This is a genomic window from Photobacterium alginatilyticum (genome assembly GCF_009910675.1).
Taxonomy (GTDB): domain Bacteria; phylum Pseudomonadota; class Gammaproteobacteria; order Enterobacterales; family Vibrionaceae; genus Photobacterium; species Photobacterium alginatilyticum.
In genome coordinates, this window is the sequence record NZ_RSEJ01000002.1 from 235,149 (window position 1) to 253,483 (window position 18,335).

Genomic DNA, 18,335 nt, shown 5'->3' on the forward strand with positions numbered 1-18,335 from the left:
CAAATATCTCTTCGTCAGATCCATTGTTTCTTGTAGCCCGTAATTTATCTTTCAGCGCTGTAAGAAATCCTGTCAAATTTTACCAGCTCCTACAATCAAAACCATTTTTCAGCGAAACTTGATTTGATTTACTGCAAGCAGGAATCCGCTTCTTTTCGATGCTATTTTAGACAATTTTCTTATAGATGCACATTGTATCTATTTTAAGCAGAAATCTGGCCATAAAACAGTTAAGACAAAAATGGTCTCATTGTTTTTTTCAACATATTGCTGACCAATGATAACAGCATTCATAATGATCTTTATATTTTCCATCTATAATAATAACTTCTTCCATCAGACAGTAGATAAGAATCGTTCATACAATCGATGAAACTCTATTGTAACTTTGATCGAACAGTCATCATCAATATATAAGGCTCTATATCGGAGGAAATCCACTTCGATAAAGGCAAGATAATCATTTAAAGCTAAGCTAGTATCGCTAAAACCAGCGGTACAATTCCATTCACCTTTACTGATAATGAACCTCATATTATTAGTAAATTTATATTTAATAAATTATGATTTAAAAATGCTTAAACACATTAAATAACTTGCTTTTGTGTGGGTTACATATCTATTAGCTCAGTAAACCCAATAGGAATAGTTAACAATGTAATCCTTAGGTCTCTTATTTTTATTGTGAATTTCTGATGTTAAAACTATTTGAATAGAGGCATCTTCACTATTACTTCTCATCGTACGACGTTTTCAGTTTAATTTTCTGTGTTCAATATATGATACAAGCTCTGAAGCAAATTAATCACTTTACGAGATGTTAGCATCAAAATTCATCAACTCAACATCATAAAGCAGGCTTGATGAAAAAACACATAATATATATTTCAGGTGCTTTGTTAAGTTCTGATAAAATCAACACATTTATATAAGCTGCAACAAGATAACTTACCTTAAATCCCCAAATATGAAGCATAAAATCCAATAGTAATCGTTAATAATGAAAGTTCGGTTTAACCTAACATGAGATTTTACTATTTTACACTTTCTCTTTCATGTTTATCTTTGAGTGGAATAATTTCATTATCTATAACTTAGGTTTTAGATAAATCTGAACGATTTAAAAAAATAAGTTGTGAAGTCACTATTAGAAAGAAAGCTAATGGTAGCAAGAATAAAAAATATAAGTTTAAATCCCCAACCAGCAGATTTAAAAGACAAACAATAGCAAAAGTCAGCGATAAAATTAGTATTGTAAATTTAGTAATAAACTCATTAGATTCAAGGAGACGACTAAATAGCGAATAATTTAGTAAGTCCAAAATATTAAAAATTTTACTTAAGCACATAAGAAATACTGCTATAAATACAAGAAAATCAATTTCAATGTTATATAAATAGCTCACACCAACTGATGTTGCTAAAATCAATACATTTAAACTAACTAACAATAACAATAATACCAACTTCAAGTTATAAGAACTAGCGCTATGTTTATAGGAACGCATCAAGACCTTTGAACCAATGCTGATAGGAAGCATAACGATACCTAACATTGATATTATTGGTAAAGCGATTAATTGCACCTTTGTTTCAAAAAAACCCAGAACGAGTATTTTATCAACATAACGGCTTAAAACAGGAGATGAATTATATAGCAAAGCTGAGATTTTATAATGTCTCAATCCTTGAAAATCGACTATAAATTTCACCGTTTTCTTTGAAAATATAAACACGAGTGATAATATAGAAAGAATCACACTTATTATGATATTAGATAACAATACATCAACCTGTAATAACATAACTAGAGCCGATAAAACAAGCATGTTCACTATATTAACTGCAGCAACGGCATAATCTAGTTCCTTTATTCTTAACCAATTGATAACCGTGTCGTAAATATATAAAGAGACTAAGAATAGAAACATGAAAAAACTATCAGATATGACATACGATGCGATAGCGTATACGACAAAAAACACTAAAAATAAAGATACATCAAACTTATTTTTATTACAATTAATGACTGCATAGTTGAAAGCAGTGCTATTTAGCGAATGTACAAAAAATAGAGCCCCATATAGTAAAGAAGTAAACTGCAAATATGATTCATTATTCAAATCATAAAGATATGGCAAGAGTATTATATTAAAAATACCAATATTTACTGCAACTGAAGTAAAATTCAGAGAGAAGCTTTTTAGTACATTCTTCATGTTAAAACAACCAGCATAGTACGTTATTTGACTATTTCTTATTACAACTTCGATTTTCTAACCATTTCAACAGGAAAGCTGCTGATAAAAAAACATAATTATCAAGCAAACTGCCTGAAAATAAAGCCCCAAAGAAAATGATCATTGAAATATAATAAAATAAGCAGAAGACATTAAAATCACTATTTATTACTTTTTTTGTTGCTTTCATCATTGATATAATTATAAAGGCAGAAAAGAAAGCACCAAAAATTCCATAGAAAAAGATAAGTTCTAAAAAGATGTTATGAGGATACGGAAACTGTTCATGTCCAAATTGTTGATAGAATTGATCATAGTCAATTCCAAATGTTAGTAAGTAATCTAATGGATTGGAAAAAAAGGCAATGTGAGGATTGATTCGCAATGCCAAAGAAAGATTATTTTCATAATCAAAATTTGAAAATCTTGATTGTAATATCATATCTGAATTTAACTGGTATATAATCACTACGAAAATAGCAGCACATGGTAAAAAAAAGATAAATTTATTAAGTTTAATTTTACCAAGATAACAATGCACCATTGCAACTAATACAATAATCATACTGATTAAAGACCCACGAGAGCCTGTCTTATATAATGCATATGCACACAAGATATAAACAAAAAGTAATTTTATAAGGCTAACTTTTCCTTTTGAATAGAGTCCAAAAAATACAAGTAATGTTAATATTGAAAATACTCGATATAATATATTTGGTCCAAATACAAAATTCCCTCTTCCACCTTCTGATAATAGCAACATCCCAACTAATAGAAATAAAAACAACAAAATCGATGAAGAGATTAATCCGTTGAAAAATGCAAAATTGTTAACTCTATTTAAATATTCAGAAACATATACAAACAAAGCACAGCATATCACCATTTGTACTACCCAGTGATAATATGGTTCTGGATAGCCTATAAAAAAACTTTTAATCAAGAAAAATATCGACGATAACAGGAAAACAATTAAGTAAGAACTTTTGTACGTTACGCTTGTAAATGAAACGACAGTCAATAAAGGCAAAAAAATAAATAATGCGAAGTAAAATATCTTAACATCAAATATACTAAAGTCGCCTGCAAAAAGACTCCAAAAAAGAATAACTAAGACTGTTACTCCTGATATAAAATAATCTATACTCTTCTTGTTCATATAAATATAAGTTAAATATCCCCGGGAAGAAGACTCAAATGTCATTTAAGACGGATTTCTCAAAAAATATATTGTACATTTAATATATATAGCTTTTCTTATCCACCTTTAAGTTTTGGCTCATATCGATACAAATGGCAACTATAACATAGTGTAACTACTCATCATCTTACTTTTCTACAGCTTCACTAAACTATTAAGCACTGTTCATTACTTCAAATATTAACTATAATCGAATTAACTAACTATTCAGAACTCCTTTCCTAGAACGGACTCAAAATAGCTAGCTATTATTTCTATAATGCGTGTGCGATTTCTTAAAATCTACTTTAAAAGATTTTTACCTTTGCCGAAGTGACTATAATAAAAGGAAAGTGATTGCATGCTTAGCGATACTCATAATCACACTCAGCCGTATCGCACATTAAACTCTTAGTCTAAGGGGATGCATACTCTTTCCTTGCTACGAATATCAGCACCGATAGTGAGGAAAGGCATCGTGAGCTTTGAACTACTAACGAAGGTTACTGACAAAATACATGAGGACCAAATGACTTAGTGTGCTCATTGCTGAAACCTATCAATAAAAACGAAATCTCAGCCAGATTCGCTCTTAGACTCACAATACCTTCAACATATTACATTATACGAAATAATATGAACTCTAAACAACGCTCTAATTGAAGTCAAAGATGAATGATCAGATCTGGAACCTTAGGCTAATACAACGCCTTTAATACGTTGCCAAGCCTATTTCTCAGAATCGTAACTGTAGTTATAATAACCATAGTTACCTCCGTAATAGCTACTAGCCTTACGAACAACTGCATTCAAAATAAAGCCTTTAACTTCAATGCCATTTTGCTCAAAGCGTTGCTTTGCTACTTCAACTTCTTTAACTGAGTTCTGACCAAAACGACCAACAAGCAAGGTAGTACCAGCATGAGCTCCTACAATAGCAGGATCTGTAACCGCTAAAATTGGCGGGGTATCGACTATTACCATATCGTAACTTTCTGATGCCCAATCCATTAAAGCTTTAAAGCGAGGGTGCATTAATAGTTCCGAGGGGTTGGGAGGTACATTACCTCGACCGATATAATCCAACCCTTCCAATCCTGGCTGCTTAAGTAAGGATTCAATTTGAGCTTGACCACTAAGATACTCAGAAAGGCCTGGTTTATGCCCGACAGCCATTTGTCGTTCCATCTGACCTTTTCGCATATCGGCATCAATCACTAAGACCTTTGAGCCAGATTTTGCGATTACCGCCGCCATATTTGCCGATACAAATGATTTACCGATACCAGGGCTTGGACCTGAAATCATCAAGATATTATTCTTTGCTTCCATCATCGCGAAATGTAAGCTAGTACGAAGGCTTCTTAAGGCTTCAACAGACAAGTCAGCTGGATTGGAAACTGTCAATAAAGTCTCCTCAACTGTTAACGGCTTCTTACCTTTTTGGTTTTTCTCCAGCTCTATCTGCCAATCAGACATTGGCACACTTGCATAAACAGGCAAACCAATCGCTTCTATCTCATCAGGGTTTTCCACACCACGGTGGAAAACAGCGCGAAGAAGAGCAATAGCCACAGCTAACATCCCACCCAAAAAAGTAGCTAACACCACAATCAACGGCTTTTTAGGCTTCACTGCACGAGTATACGACTGTGCTGAGTCTAGAATACGAACATTACCTACTGTACTAGCTTTAACAATATTCAGCTCTTGAACTTTATTCAGTAATTGCACGTATATTTGTTGATTAACTTCTACATCACGGGTAAGACGCAATATCTCACGTTGTGTTTTTGGTAATTTTTGAATTTGTGAATTCAAACGATCACGCTCGCCCAATAAAGTCTTACGTTTATCAAGTAAAGATATGTAGGCAGGGTGCTCTTTAGTAAATCGCTGAGAGATTTCACTTTCTTTAAAAGTCAATTCATTCAATTGAGCCTCAATGGTTACCATCACATCTAATGTAGATTTGGCTTCAAGGCCTAGATCAATCGATTCATTATCTTGTCGGTATTGATTCAATTGATCTTCAGAAAGTGTCAGCTGATTTTTGATATCAGGCAAGTGGGCTCTAAGAAACTTTAAACTGTTTTCGGCTTCAGCAGAATTGCGCTCGACATTTTGCAGGAAGTAATTCTGACTTATATCATTAAGAATTTCTTTGATATTACGACGATTTTCACCAATCAGCGATAGCTGAAGAATTCCAGTCTGCTTACCACGTTCGCTGACGGATAGATCTTTTTGTAACCGTTGAATAGCATCAAGCCGAGTTCTTTTTAGTACAGTAAATGATGCCCTATCATCTGCAGCTAATTGGCTCACAAATATTGCAAATTCACCTCGTTGTGATAGTTCACCAACGCGACCAGATAATATAGTTCTTTTATTACTATCTACTAATTCAAAAAGCCCTGTTTCAGAATCCGTAACTAATAGCGTAAATTCAGGCTCATCAACATGGCTAGGTACTTCAAAACGACTAATGTAGATCGCATTTTGCTTACCTTGGATACGAGCTAGTCCCTTACCAATAACAGGCAAGTAATTGGGCGAGGAAACAGTCGTTAAATTCAACTTATCAACTGTTTTTCCCAAAATCATACGAGACTTAATAATCTCAATTTCGGTAGTCGCTGATGATTCAGAAGCAAATAGCTCTCCCATTTCACCCAGAGCTGGCATTCCTGAACTTTTGGTTTCAACCTGAATAAGTGCATCCGCTTTATAAATGGGTGTCGCCAGCAGCGCATATGCCACTCCAGTGATGGCAAAAATGAAAGTAATCGCAATGATATTCCAGCGATTATCTAGCAAGATGCCAAACAGCTTCCCCAGATCGATCTCGTCTGATTCAGCCTGTTTGACTTGGGTGTTTTGTGTAACGCTCATTGAAAATTCCAGTAATGAGAATTAAGTTATGAGAAGAGAGAGGCTAGTAACGAGAAGTATCTTCACTCGTTACTCGAACCTCTAATCTTGCTCCTGTTAAATTTTTTTCGCCCATGCATATGCAGCTTCCTCGATCAGAGCATAAGCATGCTCAAAAGCTTCACGACTTTGACGGTATGGATCAGGGATATCTTTCTGGCCAATCCATTGGCCATACAACATTGTCTTTCCTCGGGCTTCAGGAGCTATATTAGTAACGGCTTCTATATGACCTTTTTCCATCACAAGAATAAGATCGTACTCTCGGCACAATTCACTCGTAAGCTGCTGAGCTTTATGACCTTCTAAGCTCACACCGTGCTCTGTAGCAATCTCAGCCGCCATTTTATCGGCTGGCTTACCAACCAAAGCCCCAACACCCGCCGATGCAATATGCTTATTGGGCAGTAACTTTTTTAGTAAAAATTCGCCTGATGGTGAGCGGCAGATGTTGCCAACACAGACGACAAGGATTTTGTTGAACATTAGCTTTTCCTAAAGGCGGTCCTAGGTCCTGGATCCTGCATGGTTATTCAAAATTATCATAGATAGCACTAGGTTCTTTTACCGAGCCACTACGATATTTTATAAGTCCAGCGATCATTTTGCTGATTTTCAACGCTCGAACCAATAGCGAATCAGCTAAGTCTGACTCAATATATCCAAACTCTTTAGCAAGCATCAATTGAGTTACTAATTCACCACACGATCCCTTCGCGTAATATAGAAAACGAACTGACTCTTTTCTTGTCTCCCGCTCTTCTCCCTCAGCTATATTCGAAGGTGTTGAAACAGCAGATCGTGAGATTTGGTCTTTCAAGCCATAATCACGACAAGTCTTAAAGGCGCTATGAATCGACACTGCTAGACTAAAGCTCTCTTGCCAAACGGTTAGTTTTTGATATTCCATACCAATTAACACCTACCTGACATCTAGGATCTCGCAACCTAGGACCTAGCCTACTATTACGGCCAATTTCTGATCCGCAGTACACCTTCAGTCAGATCATTAAACCCGCTGATTGTAGGAACGATCTGCGAAACTACACGATTCCAGCGTGTGATTGGAGCCGCTGTCACATAGACAATATCGTATGGTTCAAGCTCGAACTCAGTACCTATCAATAAAGCGGATGCATCTTGAATATTGAGCTGATAGATGTTGGCAAGAGTTTGATTAGCGTCATTACTCTCAATTGAACCATCTTTGTTACCGCGAATAACAAAAACACCAGTGGCATCAGCCGAAAGTTGATTAATCCCACCAACATTGCTGAGCGCTTCTGTTAGGCTCATTCCGGCACGATCGATCTTAAGCAGTTGAGGTTCGTTAACCTCTCCCATTACGAAGACTTTCTGGGCATCATTGCGAGGAACATGAACAATGTCACCTGGACGGAGCAGACGATTTTGAGTCAAGTCACCGCGCTGCATAAGAGCGTATAAAGAAATATGTTCTTCAACACCATTACGTGTCAGCTTAACATTACGCCAATCTGCATCAGCAGTAAGACCACCAGCACGGTTAATAGCATCTAACAAAGTCAATGGCACGTTTGTAATGGCTTGTTGGCCCGGAGTACTGATCTCTCCGGTGATATATGTCTTTTGGGAACGGAAAGCGGCAACATTAACATCTACTTGCGGGCTTTCGATGAAAGCTGCAAGGCGTTTAGCCATTTCATCACGCACTTCGGTAACTGTTTTACCTTCCACTTTAACTATGCCTATATAAGGATAGAAAATAGTACCATCAGCATGAACCCAGTTACCGGATTCACTTGAGCTACGATAAGAGCCCGCAGGAATCGTTAACTCAGGGTGATCCCAAATAGTCACATTTAGAATATCACCTGGTCCTATTCTGTACCTGTAGCGAGCGACTTCAGCATCTAAACTGGGGTTAGTTTGAGAATAAACCTTAGGTGCTTTAAATTGGCTAACGACACTAGCTGTCAGAGGGTAAACATTCACCTGTTCTGAAATATCATTATCTTGATCTATAGCCTTGATAACTTTCTTGTCATCAACGGTTAAATGAGCGCCAGGCACCGTGCAGCCTACCAGCATGACAGATGCCATTGCAGTTATTAGAATTTTTTTTGTGAAATCCATATTATAAGATTCAGTACCAATGAATGAAGGGCTGCTCCCTTATTGTAAAACAACACGGGAGCAGATTTCTTGGGTTTGCATCTGGCTCTTCATCCACGAAGCAACCAAGTACAATATTACAAACATTTAAGATCACAGATAAAGAAAACGGCCACAAAATGACTATTTCATGCACGCTACCGCCCTTGGGTTATAGCTCCCAATGTGCTTTAAATGTCTACTATCTGAGAGTCACCGTGCTTGCCAACTCAAAAATTCATCTGAGTAACCACTTGTAAGCCATTGACATCTCATGGGTGTAATACGCTTACATAAAAACGGTCACTATTTTACACAAAACACAGCTTAATAGGAACTGGATTTTTGATAAACCATCTTAGTCCACAACCTCAAAAAATTGGCAACGCGCTGATGCAACTAATAAAAACATCGCCCCACCACTTAAGTAATCCTCTGCTACCGTATTAATAGTACTGTTTTTGCCATTTAATCTTCTTCCAAACCTAAGCATCATGCGTAAAGTTTATTATTAGAGGAAGTTAAAATAGTTTGACGACAATTATGTGTATTCGTTGCCATCAATCCAAATAGCTCATATCATTGCCAGTGAAGGTGACTTCGCATTTTTGTAATTTTATAAAAATAAGGGAATAGGATGAAAAAAACCACAATAGCATTACTAGCAGCTATGTCTATTGCTAGTTCTGCGTTCGCAGCTACTGAAACTTCAGCAGGTGCCGCAGGTAGCACATCATCGACAGCAACTACTGCTGGCGCTACTTCTTCAGCAACTGCTGGTACTGCTTCTACCACTGCAGCGACTGCTGGCGCGTCTACTGGCGCAGCTGCAGGTACGGCTGGCGCATCTGTTGCTGCAGCAGGTGGCATTACAGCAACAGCAGTAGCAGCAGCTGCTGCTGTAACAGTTGCTGCTGTTGCCGTAGCTGACGCTAGCGACAATGGTAACTCAACTACAACATCTGTTTCAGCTCAAGGCTAAATTTGCTTTTGGGCATATAAAAACGAGACAGCTGCACCACATAACCGCACACCCGTGCGGTTATTATTAGCTTTAGACACATTGTTTTAAACAAGCTGTTTATAACAGGCCTCATTTTTAACTAATGGATAATTTCAACTCGGATGCGATCACTTCAACGTTCTATTCTTTGTCTTTGTGTAGTTCTAATCTCAGCTGCGATAACAGGCTGCAGCCAAAAGTTTAATGATGTCAACGACACGATTAAGGTCGCACTTTTTGGTGAACAAGATATTTGGCTGGATCAAGATGATGTAAACAACCTACCTTATGCAAGCATTTATGCGAAAGTGAGTGATGGCCCTCAAGCCTTTATGGTGTTAGCGCTTGCTGAGCCCAAAACAAGATTAGGCAAGCATCAAGCTACATCACAACAAGCATCAATCAAACAGGTCTCAGCCCAACAAGCCTCTCTCCAACATACAACGCAACTAAAGTGGATGTCTTCCGACAATGGAATGCTAGTGACTGAAAACGGGCGATTAGTGAAAACCCTGAATCTTCCTCAAGGTAATCTTATCGAGACTATCAGCTCTCAGCCGGACCCCCTTGTACTAGGGCTTCACCTGCCTTCAACACCAACAATCTGGCAACGCAAGATTGATTGGCAGCCTGGTTACCATTTTGGCTATACATTACAATCCGAATTTACTCGTCAGAAGGACGCAGTAATTATCGTCAATGAAAGGCCTATTAAGGCACTGTACTTCACTGAAAATGTGACGGTTTCCAGCTTGAACACTGAGTATCAAAATGACTTCTGGCTGCATCCGCAAACAGGAAAAGTACTAAAAAGCCGGCAAAAGATCGCACCTAGCTTGCCATATGTCGAAATTACTTTATTGAAGCCTTATTCATAACACGGAAAGAACATGACTCTGCTCGTATTCAGAAATCTTGCTGGTTTGGCTATCTCCGCCACCTCACCTATTGCTCAAAGGAAGCGGGATCAAAAAAGATATAAACCTAATTTTTTGAAAATCTTTTTACCTATCTCTTTTGTAGTAGCAAGCTTAATCGCCAGCTCAAATCTTATGGCTCAAGCCCCTTCTCATGAAGACGCCGTTGCATCTAGAGAAAACCAGCCAGTTAAGATTACAGTAAAAACATCACTAGACAGCAAACACCAATTAGAACTTAACTACCCTGTACCGGTAAGAGTTAACCAAATATTGAGTGATAGTGTTGTCAATATTAATCAACTACCGCTTTCTCAAGAGCAGACTAAACTTGTTTCTTCAAACGACATTTTCTGGACTGGTGCGGCCCTGTTTGAGCGTTTTCCTCATCCTCAGAAGCAACGTGTAGTTAACCAGCTTAAACAATTAGCAAGCGTCGGGAAAAGAGAATGGGAAGAGGAACAAAGTCAAGCCGCTTTCAAACTCGCTGCGTACATAGAAAATCTAAAAGTTGGCCAAAGAATCTTTACACCTCTTGATTACGACATCGTACGCATTGAGCCTGCAAAAAACCCTTTGGTTAACAATGATATGACCTTAGTGTTGCCTTCTCGCCCAAGCACAGTGCTTATCACAGGTGCGGTAACCGAGCCCAAAGTTGTTTCATGGCAAGAACGCGGAAACGCCAATAGTTATCTCAAACATGCTGTGACACTCAATAATTCGGCTAACAGCGAAGTCTGGGTCATTCAACCCGATGGACAAGTTGAGCAACACCCTATCGCATACTGGAATCAAAAACATTTTGAGATAGCCCCGGGAGCGACAATATATCTTGGCTTTTCCTCTCTACCCGATGAGTTCAACACCATCAACGAGGACATTGTAAACCTGCTAAGGAACCGGGCTCCGTAAATGAAAAAGACATTAAAAACCTCATTATCAGCGCTTACCGTTGCGATGTTACCGATATTGCACAGCCATGCCGATGAATTTAGCTACCCGGAATTCCAGCCATCCCAATCCGATTTTGGTGGTGTAGGTTTGATTCAAATGCCAACAGGACGAGCCGCAGCTGAAGGTGAGTTTAACGTTGGTGGTACATTTAATGATGAATACCATCATTATACCGTGTCACTGCAGCTACTGCCTTGGCTGGAATCTACGATCCGCTATACCTTAGTGCAAGATCTTCTCTATAGTAACGACCCCAGCTTTAGTGATGATACAAAATATACTGACAAGGGAATTGACTTCAAAGTTCGCTTACTCGAGGAGAGCTACTGGATACCTGAAACTTCAATCGGTGTACGTGATTTCGGTGGCACCGGATTATTTGATGGTGAGTTCATTGCAGCCAGCAAACATATCGGCCCATTTGATTTCACTGTCGGAGTCGGTTGGGGCTATATTGGCAATAGTGCAAATTTAACCGGTGACAAAACAGCCAGCAATGATTGTAATCGTAATACCGAGTATAAAGGTAAAGGCGGTAGTGTTGATTTTGATCGCTGGTTTAGTGGATGTAGCGCTGTTTTTGGTGGAGTGGAATATCAAAGCCCTTGGCAGCCGCTGAGGTTAAAAGTTGAATATGACGGCAACGATTATGCCAGTGACTTCCCGGTTACCCGTGGTGGCATCGACATGACTCAGGACAGCAAATTCAACTATGGTGCGCTATATCGCCTAGGTGACTGGGGGGACTTACGTGTTAGCTATGAGCGCGGCAATACCTGGACATTCGGCTTTAACCTAAATACCAACTTCAATGACCTAAAAGCAATTTGGCAAGACGAACCGCTACCTGCATACCAAAAGCATACACCACACCCGAATGGTAAAAAAAGTGAACTGAGTAATGAGGAGTGGCTTGAGCTTGCTCAAGACCTACACCAAATTGCTGGGTATGAGAACCCATCAATTTATAGTGACTCAGAAACGGTAACCGTTGTAGCGCCGCAAACTAAATACCGTGATAGATCTGAGGCGCACTTACGCGCGGGAACTCTCATTGCCAATCACGTCCCTGAGGCAAAAGAGTACCGCTTAGTTGAAACATCAAACCGCCAGGCTGTCACCGAAACGCGAATTGATAGCGAGCAGTTCTTAAAAGTGGCAAACCATGAATACTTTGATGCTAAAGTCGAAGATGCTGCAATAGTTGACGTGCCAGAATCACCTAAAGGCTCATTGATTGCCTCATCAGACAAAGATTGGGATGTCAGTGTTGCCCCTACCCTACAACAGTCTTTTGGTGGCTCAGAGAACTTCTATATGTTCAATATCGGCATCAATGCCGGTGCCAACTATTGGTTTGGCGATCATGTTGAACTCGGCGGCTCTGTCTACTTCAATATCTACGACAACTACGACAAATTCTTGTACGAAGTCCCGCCTGATGGTACCGATCTCAAACGCGTTCGAACCCTGGTTCGCCAGTATATCAACGACAATCCTGTTCGAATGAATAATCTTCAGCTGACCTGGATGGATCGCCTCGGTGACAACTGGTATAGCCAGGCTTACGGAGGCTACCTGGAGATGATGTTCGGTGGTGTCGGCAGTGAAATACTTTATCGCCCTCAAGGCAGTAACTGGGCCGTAGGTGTAGATGCTAACTATGTCATTCAGCGTGATCCGGACTCTCAGTTTGGCTTTTTCACTGAGGAAGTTCAGTTTGATCCTATCACCAACCGAGACTATCGGGTACAAACGGGCGCAATAACAGGCCACGCGACTGTGTATTACCAACCTCAATGGGAGTGGCTACCAAATACATTGTTCAAAATCAGTGCTGGCCAATACCTGACAGAGGATAAGGGAGTTACTGTCGACTTCTCTAAACAGTTTGACAGTGGTGTTATAGCCGGTGCCTTTATCGCACAAACAAACTTGTCTGCTGAAGAGTTCGGTGAAGGGAGCTACAACAAAGGGTTTTATGTCTCTATTCCGTTTGACATCATGACGGTTAAACCAAGTACCAATCGAGCTACGATTTCCTGGTTACCACTAACCCGCGATGGTGGACAGATGCTTAATCGCAAATACCAGCTATTCAGTGTAACCGATGCACGCTACCCATGGTATGGACGTAAGGCGATAAACTAAGTATCGGCATGCATTGTTAAGTACCCTAATAAGAAAAAGCGAGAGGATGGCCTCTCGCTTTCTTATTTTCATTCATTGCAGCTTATCAGCAAGGCTATATTTTCTGACACCCCCACTCAGGGTAATGCTTACGAATATAAGCGTTCAGTTCAACTTCAGCCTGCGTATAGACTTTTTCTGTTGTCGCTTTGGCTGCCGACAATTCTTTGACCATACCCGCACCAACAGTAACATTCGTCATACGGTCAATAATGATAAATGAGCCTGTTTGCGAGAGCTCTTGGTATTTATCAACCGTCACTTTTTCTGATAGTGAGATATCAGCAACCGCTATCTCATTCAAGCGAAGTAACGTAGAATCCTGCTCGTGTTGCTCCAAGGTGTTAACATCAATCTTGTAGCCTAGTCGAGCGACCTTTCCAGAACAGCTTTTCGTGGCAAACTTAAAGCCATACTCGCGATTAACTTTGAGCGCATCTTCATCCATCCAGACAATGTTTGCCTTAAATTGGCTAATGCACTCAGGTTGGCTCTCAGGGTGAACAATCATGTCGCCACGAGAGATATCAATTTCATCCTCAAGGGTCAGAGTTACCGCCATACCCGGGTGAGCCTGCTTCAACTCTCCATCAAAGGTATAAATACGTTCAATGGTCGAAGTTTTGCCTGACGGAAGAGCAACAACCTCATCACCAACATTGACAATGCCTGAAGCCAACGTTCCACAAAAGCCTCTAAAGTCAAGATTAGGCCGATTGACGTATTGCACAGGAAAACGCATACGCTCCAGATCTTTATCTTTACCTACTTTGACGGTTTCCAGTAACTTCATCAGCGTCGCGCCAGGATACCAGTCCATTTTCTCGCTAGAGGTAACAACATTGTCACCTTTCAATGCTGAGATAGGGACAAAGCGAATATCTTCTATATCAAACCCTTCCGCCATCTTGCGGTAATCAGCCTTGATGTTCTGATACACCTCCTGGTCATACCCCACCAAATCCATCTTGTTAATGGCAACAATAATGTGCTTTATTCCCAGCAAGCTACAAATATAGCTATGACGTCGAGTCTGGGTCTGAATCCCATGGCGGGCATCTACCATCACAATTGCCAAATCACAGGTTGAAGCCCCTGTTACCATATTGCGAGTATACTGTTCATGCCCGGGAGTATCAGCGATGATAAACTTACGCTTATCTGTTGAGAAATAACGATAGGCAACGTCAATCGTAATACCTTGCTCGCGCTCTGACTGAAGCCCATCAACCAATAACGCCAGATCGAATGCTTCATTGGTCGTATTGAACTTTTGTGAATCTTTCTCAATGGCAGCCATCTGATCTTCATAGATCAGTTTGCTGTCATACAATAATCGACCTATCAGTGTGGATTTACCGTCATCCACACTTCCGCAAGTCAAAAAGCGTAGCAAATCTTTGTTTTCATGTACCTTCAAGTACGCTTCAATATCCGTTGCTATTAGTTTAGAAGAGTGTGACATGGGGGTTCCTTGTACTATCAATACCTTTATTATTGATAAAAATGATTCAGTGTTTCAACAAATACATCTAGCTGCTCTACTGGCAGAGCATTAATACCGGCAGCGGCTTTACGCCCCCCTCCCGTCGGAAACTGACAGCAAATCTCATCGGCGCCTGTACGATTTGATAACGGCGCACGAACACTGACGGTATAGTCGGTGTTAGAAGGGTTCATTGTTAAAACTGCATGAGCCTTATTCGGGTTTTGGTTAGCCAACTCATTACCAAACACACCACTTACACGTCGGGCCCATACCGCTGCGGGCAGCATGAAAACTGTACTAAACACAGTATCCACATACGGCTGCAAATCATTCACATGCTTGTAGTCATTTTCATAACCGGCTTTTAGGTGAAAGTATGGCGATTCAGGGTTATTGAGCAACTCAAAAGGATTTTGATAAGGCTGAAGTTGATGGTACAAGTCTGCTGGTGCAATATGCAAATCATCAAGGCATGAACCATAACCGTTATAGTTAATCAACGTACCAAGCTCACATAAAAATGCTGTTTGCTCTTCATCAAGACCATTCACTTCTGCCATGGCGTAAGCAACCGAATGTAAGTTGTCACCAAATGCAGCTGCGATCGCCCAATAGATGTACTTATCACCAAGGTATTGATTAATCAGCAGGCTAGTGCAAATTTCAGGTGATACATCAATAAGTACTTCGCAATTGTCATGCTGAGGTATAATCCCCGAACGATGATGATCACAATAAAAGACAGAGGTGTCACTCGACAACAAGCTAGCCAGCGGCTCAGCATTTTTTTCCATAGATAAGTCAAGTACAGTTACCGAAGTTGCACTTTGTGGCACTTGCTTGAGTAGCTTGATATCACGCTTCACCCCTGTTACCAGAGTACTTTCTCTAGGCTCAACCCAGCGTAATTGCAACAAAGCAATAATACCATCAGCATCGCCGTTGAAAACATCATAATGCATTAGCGTAAATACCCTTTTGCGTCGAGATAATCCAGAACCAGTTTGGCGCACTGTTCAACGGTTATACCGTCTGTTTTAACATGAAGCTCCGGAGACAGGGGCGCTTCATAGGCAGAATCGATCCCGGTAAAATGCTTAATTTCGCCAGCACGTGCTTTTTTGTACAAACCTTTAGGGTCTCGTGATTCACAAACCTCTAGCGGAGTATCAACAAACACCTCAATAAACTGGTCTTCGCCCAATATGTCCCTCACTTGGCTGCGATCAGTTCTAAACGGTGAGATAAAAGCTGTTAGCACTATGTTACCGGCATCTACAAACAACTTAGAAACTTCACCAATGCGGCGAATATTCTCAACTCTCTCGGAATCACTAAAGCCAAGATCTTTATTTAAGCCATGACGTACGTTATCACCATCAAGCAAATAGCTATGTTTTCCATTATCAAGCAACAAACGTTCTACAGCATTCGCAATCGTTGACTTTCCTGAGCCACTTAAACCTGTGAACCATAACACCACCGGTTGCTGCTTTTTGAGTGTTACTCGCTCTTGATGACTGACTGTATGTTCATGCCACACAACATTTACATCTGACATTATAATTCCTTAAAACGGGAAAAAGACTGGGATAATGGCAATAGCCACTATGCTATATACAACAGTGACAGGCCAACCCACTCTAACAAAATCTTTAAATTGATAATTACCCGCATTCATAACCATCAGGTTAGTTTGGTAACCAAACGGGCTAATAAAAGAGGCGCTTGCCGCATAAGCAACGGCCATAACAAAAGGCAGGTAATGAACTCCATATGTATCCGAAAACGCCAATCCAATGGGTAGCATAATCGCGGCTGCCGCACTGTTGGTCATTGTTTCCGTGAGTAAGACAGTTACTAGAAAGACACCTACAAAAGCAAAGTAAACTGAGCGCCCCCCCAGTATCTCATACAATTGGTCAGACACTGCAGTTGCAAGCCCGGTCGATGTGAATGCATAGGCTATCGTCAAAGAGCAAACAAGAATAACCCACAATTCAAACGGAAACTGCCGTCGAATCGCAGTTCCATCAAGGATACCGGCGGTCACACATAGAATTAAATAAGCGGCCAAAGCATCAACAAGGGTTAGCGACGTACAGGCAGAGAAGAGTATGGCAGAGAAAAAGCCCAAAACAGCCAATATATTCTGTAACAAAGAAAGCGGCTCACGTACTTTCTTTCCTGTCAGCAAAAAGAAGTTTCGTGAGATATTCTGACGCTTGCTGAAATCTTTACCCACAGCAAGAACAAGCTTATCGCCAGCTAATATTGTCTGTTCACCTAACTTTCCAGATAAAGATTGGCCCTGGCGGCTAATAGCGACTACTGCCGCATCGAAGCGAGAGCGAAAGTCCGTCTGCTTCAGAGTTTTGTTTACCAGCACCGACTCAGGACTTACGATAACCTCTGTTAAGTTCTGGCTAAGCAGTTCACTTCGGTCAGCAAATAACTCTACACCATGAAGCGCCTTTAGCTGCTTAACCTCACTGACTTTTCCGGTAAAAACCAGCTTATCATTTACTTCAACAACCATATCAGGCGTTACCGGTGAAAGCAGTCGGCCACCACGAACGATCTCTGCCAAAAACAAACTATCTAATGCTCGTAATCCATTCTGGCGAACAGTTTTACCGATCAACTTACTACCAGGTTTCACCTCTGCATCAAGAAAATATCGCTCGTACGAAGAGCCCAGAACTGAATTCACGGGTAGTGACTTCGTCATTACCATGACAACAGTACCACACACTAAAAGCAAAATTATCCCGGCAGGAAAAAAGCTAAAAAAGGATAAGCTGGGGAGACCTTGCTCTTCTATTAATCCATTAACAACTAAATTGGTCGAGGTACCAATAAGAGTAAGCGTCCCACCAAGAATAGCAAAATATGACAGTGGTATTAATAATTTAGACGGAGGATGATCTTGATTAGTTAACACACTCCTCATCAATGTCGCGACAACAGCTGTATTATTAAGCACCGCAGAACTAAATGCTGTCGCTATCGCTAAGCGCAATACGGTCCAACGGTAGCGGGTATGAAGCAACCTGCTAGAAAGCCACACAAGCAATATCGATCGTTCAAGCGCCAAAGACGCAAGCAGTAATAACAGTAAAGTGATCACAGAGCTATTCACACTGTTGGCAAGAACAACACCTTGATCTACAACACCGTTTACATAAAGGATACTAACAGCAGCAAGAAATACTAAACTTGCTTTGAAAGGGCTGAATATTAACAAAAATATCAGCCCCAAAATGACTATTGCGGTGATGAGCACTGA

At 40.2% G+C, this 18,335-nt stretch carries 14 protein-coding genes; 4 read left to right on the forward strand and 10 right to left on the reverse strand.

Translation table 11 applies throughout. The annotated features are described in order from the left end of the window. Nucleotides 1-1,094: 1,094 nt before the first annotated feature. From EIZ48_RS03275 to EIZ48_RS03300, 6 genes are all read right to left on the reverse strand, one after another. Nucleotides 1,095-2,219: a hypothetical protein gene (locus tag EIZ48_RS03275; RefSeq protein WP_160648683.1), complete on the reverse strand. Its 1,125-nt coding sequence runs from the start codon at nucleotides 2,217-2,219 to the stop codon at nucleotides 1,095-1,097. 31 nt (nucleotides 2,220-2,250) lie between these two features. Then, nucleotides 2,251-3,447, reverse strand: coding sequence for an O-antigen ligase family protein (locus tag EIZ48_RS03280; RefSeq protein ID WP_160648684.1), 1,197 nt, complete (start codon nucleotides 3,445-3,447; stop codon nucleotides 2,251-2,253). A gap of 705 nt (nucleotides 3,448-4,152) precedes the next feature. Continuing rightward, nucleotides 4,153-6,318: a polysaccharide biosynthesis tyrosine autokinase gene (locus EIZ48_RS03285; RefSeq protein ID WP_160648685.1), complete on the reverse strand. Its 2,166-nt coding sequence runs from the start codon at nucleotides 6,316-6,318 to the stop codon at nucleotides 4,153-4,155. A 96-nt stretch (nucleotides 6,319-6,414) separates the two neighbouring features. Continuing rightward, nucleotides 6,415-6,843, reverse strand: coding sequence for an arsenate reductase/protein-tyrosine-phosphatase family protein (locus EIZ48_RS03290; RefSeq protein WP_160648686.1), 429 nt, complete (start codon nucleotides 6,841-6,843; stop codon nucleotides 6,415-6,417). Between the two features lie 43 nt (nucleotides 6,844-6,886). Next, the gene (locus EIZ48_RS03295) at nucleotides 6,887-7,267 is read right to left on the reverse strand and encodes a four helix bundle protein (protein WP_160648687.1); all 381 of its coding nucleotides are present in this window, start codon (nucleotides 7,265-7,267) and stop codon (nucleotides 6,887-6,889) included. Between the two features lie 56 nt (nucleotides 7,268-7,323). Continuing rightward, nucleotides 7,324-8,472 (reverse strand): polysaccharide export protein, encoded by a 1,149-nt coding sequence (locus EIZ48_RS03300; protein WP_160648688.1) that lies wholly within the window; start codon nucleotides 8,470-8,472, stop codon nucleotides 7,324-7,326. A gap of 695 nt (nucleotides 8,473-9,167) precedes the next feature. On the opposite strand from EIZ48_RS03300, the gene EIZ48_RS03305 reads away from it, so the two are divergent. The 4 genes from EIZ48_RS03305 to EIZ48_RS03320 all read left to right on the forward strand — a co-directional run bounded on the left by EIZ48_RS03305 (nucleotide 9,168) and on the right by EIZ48_RS03320 (nucleotide 13,518). After that, on the forward strand, nucleotides 9,168-9,377 hold the full coding sequence (locus EIZ48_RS03305; protein ID WP_160648689.1) for a hypothetical protein: 210 nt from the start codon (nucleotides 9,168-9,170) through the stop codon (nucleotides 9,375-9,377). 238 nt (nucleotides 9,378-9,615) lie between these two features. After that, complete coding sequence (locus tag EIZ48_RS03310) at nucleotides 9,616-10,371, forward strand: YjbF family lipoprotein (protein WP_160648690.1); 756 nt, start codon at nucleotides 9,616-9,618, stop codon at nucleotides 10,369-10,371. Nucleotides 10,372-10,383: 12 nt separating this feature from the next. After that, complete coding sequence (locus EIZ48_RS03315) at nucleotides 10,384-11,325, forward strand: capsule biosynthesis GfcC family protein (RefSeq protein WP_160648691.1); 942 nt, start codon at nucleotides 10,384-10,386, stop codon at nucleotides 11,323-11,325. Continuing rightward, nucleotides 11,326-13,518: a YjbH domain-containing protein gene (locus EIZ48_RS03320; protein ID WP_160648692.1), complete on the forward strand. Its 2,193-nt coding sequence runs from the start codon at nucleotides 11,326-11,328 to the stop codon at nucleotides 13,516-13,518. A 94-nt stretch (nucleotides 13,519-13,612) separates the two neighbouring features. On the opposite strand, the gene cysN is transcribed toward EIZ48_RS03320, so the two are convergent. The 4 genes from cysN to EIZ48_RS03340 are packed head-to-tail and all read right to left on the reverse strand — an operon-like array spanning nucleotide 13,613 to nucleotide 18,332. Continuing rightward, on the reverse strand, nucleotides 13,613-15,022 hold the full coding sequence (gene cysN / locus EIZ48_RS03325) for a sulfate adenylyltransferase subunit CysN (RefSeq protein WP_160648693.1): 1,410 nt from the start codon (nucleotides 15,020-15,022) through the stop codon (nucleotides 13,613-13,615). 29 nt (nucleotides 15,023-15,051) lie between these two features. Continuing rightward, entirely contained in the window at nucleotides 15,052-16,008 is a 957-nt protein-coding gene (locus EIZ48_RS03330; protein ID WP_160648694.1) for a DHH family phosphoesterase, read from the reverse strand. After that, nucleotides 16,008-16,607, reverse strand: coding sequence for an adenylyl-sulfate kinase (cysC, locus tag EIZ48_RS03335; RefSeq protein WP_160648695.1), 600 nt, complete (start codon nucleotides 16,605-16,607; stop codon nucleotides 16,008-16,010). The genes EIZ48_RS03330 and cysC overlap by 1 nt, the downstream gene beginning before the upstream one ends. A 9-nt stretch (nucleotides 16,608-16,616) precedes the next feature. Beyond that, nucleotides 16,617-18,332 (reverse strand): SLC13 family permease, encoded by a 1,716-nt coding sequence (locus EIZ48_RS03340; RefSeq protein WP_160648696.1) that lies wholly within the window; start codon nucleotides 18,330-18,332, stop codon nucleotides 16,617-16,619. Nucleotides 18,333-18,335 lie beyond the last annotated feature (3 nt).

Coding starts and splice junctions, on each gene's coding strand:
- EIZ48_RS03275 (WP_160648683.1), bottom strand. CDS start 2,219: ATGAAGAATGTACTAAAAAGCTTCTCTCTGAATTTTACTTCAGTTGCA.
- EIZ48_RS03280 (WP_160648684.1), bottom strand. CDS start 3,447: ATGACATTTGAGTCTTCTTCCCGGGGATATTTAACTTATATTTATATG.
- EIZ48_RS03285 (WP_160648685.1), bottom strand. CDS start 6,318: ATGAGCGTTACACAAAACACCCAAGTCAAACAGGCTGAATCAGACGAG.
- EIZ48_RS03290 (WP_160648686.1), bottom strand. CDS start 6,843: ATGTTCAACAAAATCCTTGTCGTCTGTGTTGGCAACATCTGCCGCTCA.
- EIZ48_RS03295 (WP_160648687.1), bottom strand. CDS start 7,267: ATGGAATATCAAAAACTAACCGTTTGGCAAGAGAGCTTTAGTCTAGCA.
- EIZ48_RS03300 (WP_160648688.1), bottom strand. CDS start 8,472: ATGGATTTCACAAAAAAAATTCTAATAACTGCAATGGCATCTGTCATG.
- EIZ48_RS03310 (WP_160648690.1), top strand. CDS start 9,616: ATGCGATCACTTCAACGTTCTATTCTTTGTCTTTGTGTAGTTCTAATC.
- EIZ48_RS03315 (WP_160648691.1), top strand. CDS start 10,384: ATGACTCTGCTCGTATTCAGAAATCTTGCTGGTTTGGCTATCTCCGCC.
- EIZ48_RS03320 (WP_160648692.1), top strand. CDS start 11,326: ATGAAAAAGACATTAAAAACCTCATTATCAGCGCTTACCGTTGCGATG.
- cysN (WP_160648693.1), bottom strand. CDS start 15,022: ATGTCACACTCTTCTAAACTAATAGCAACGGATATTGAAGCGTACTTG.
- EIZ48_RS03330 (WP_160648694.1), bottom strand. CDS start 16,008: ATGCATTATGATGTTTTCAACGGCGATGCTGATGGTATTATTGCTTTG.
- cysC (WP_160648695.1), bottom strand. CDS start 16,607: ATGTCAGATGTAAATGTTGTGTGGCATGAACATACAGTCAGTCATCAA.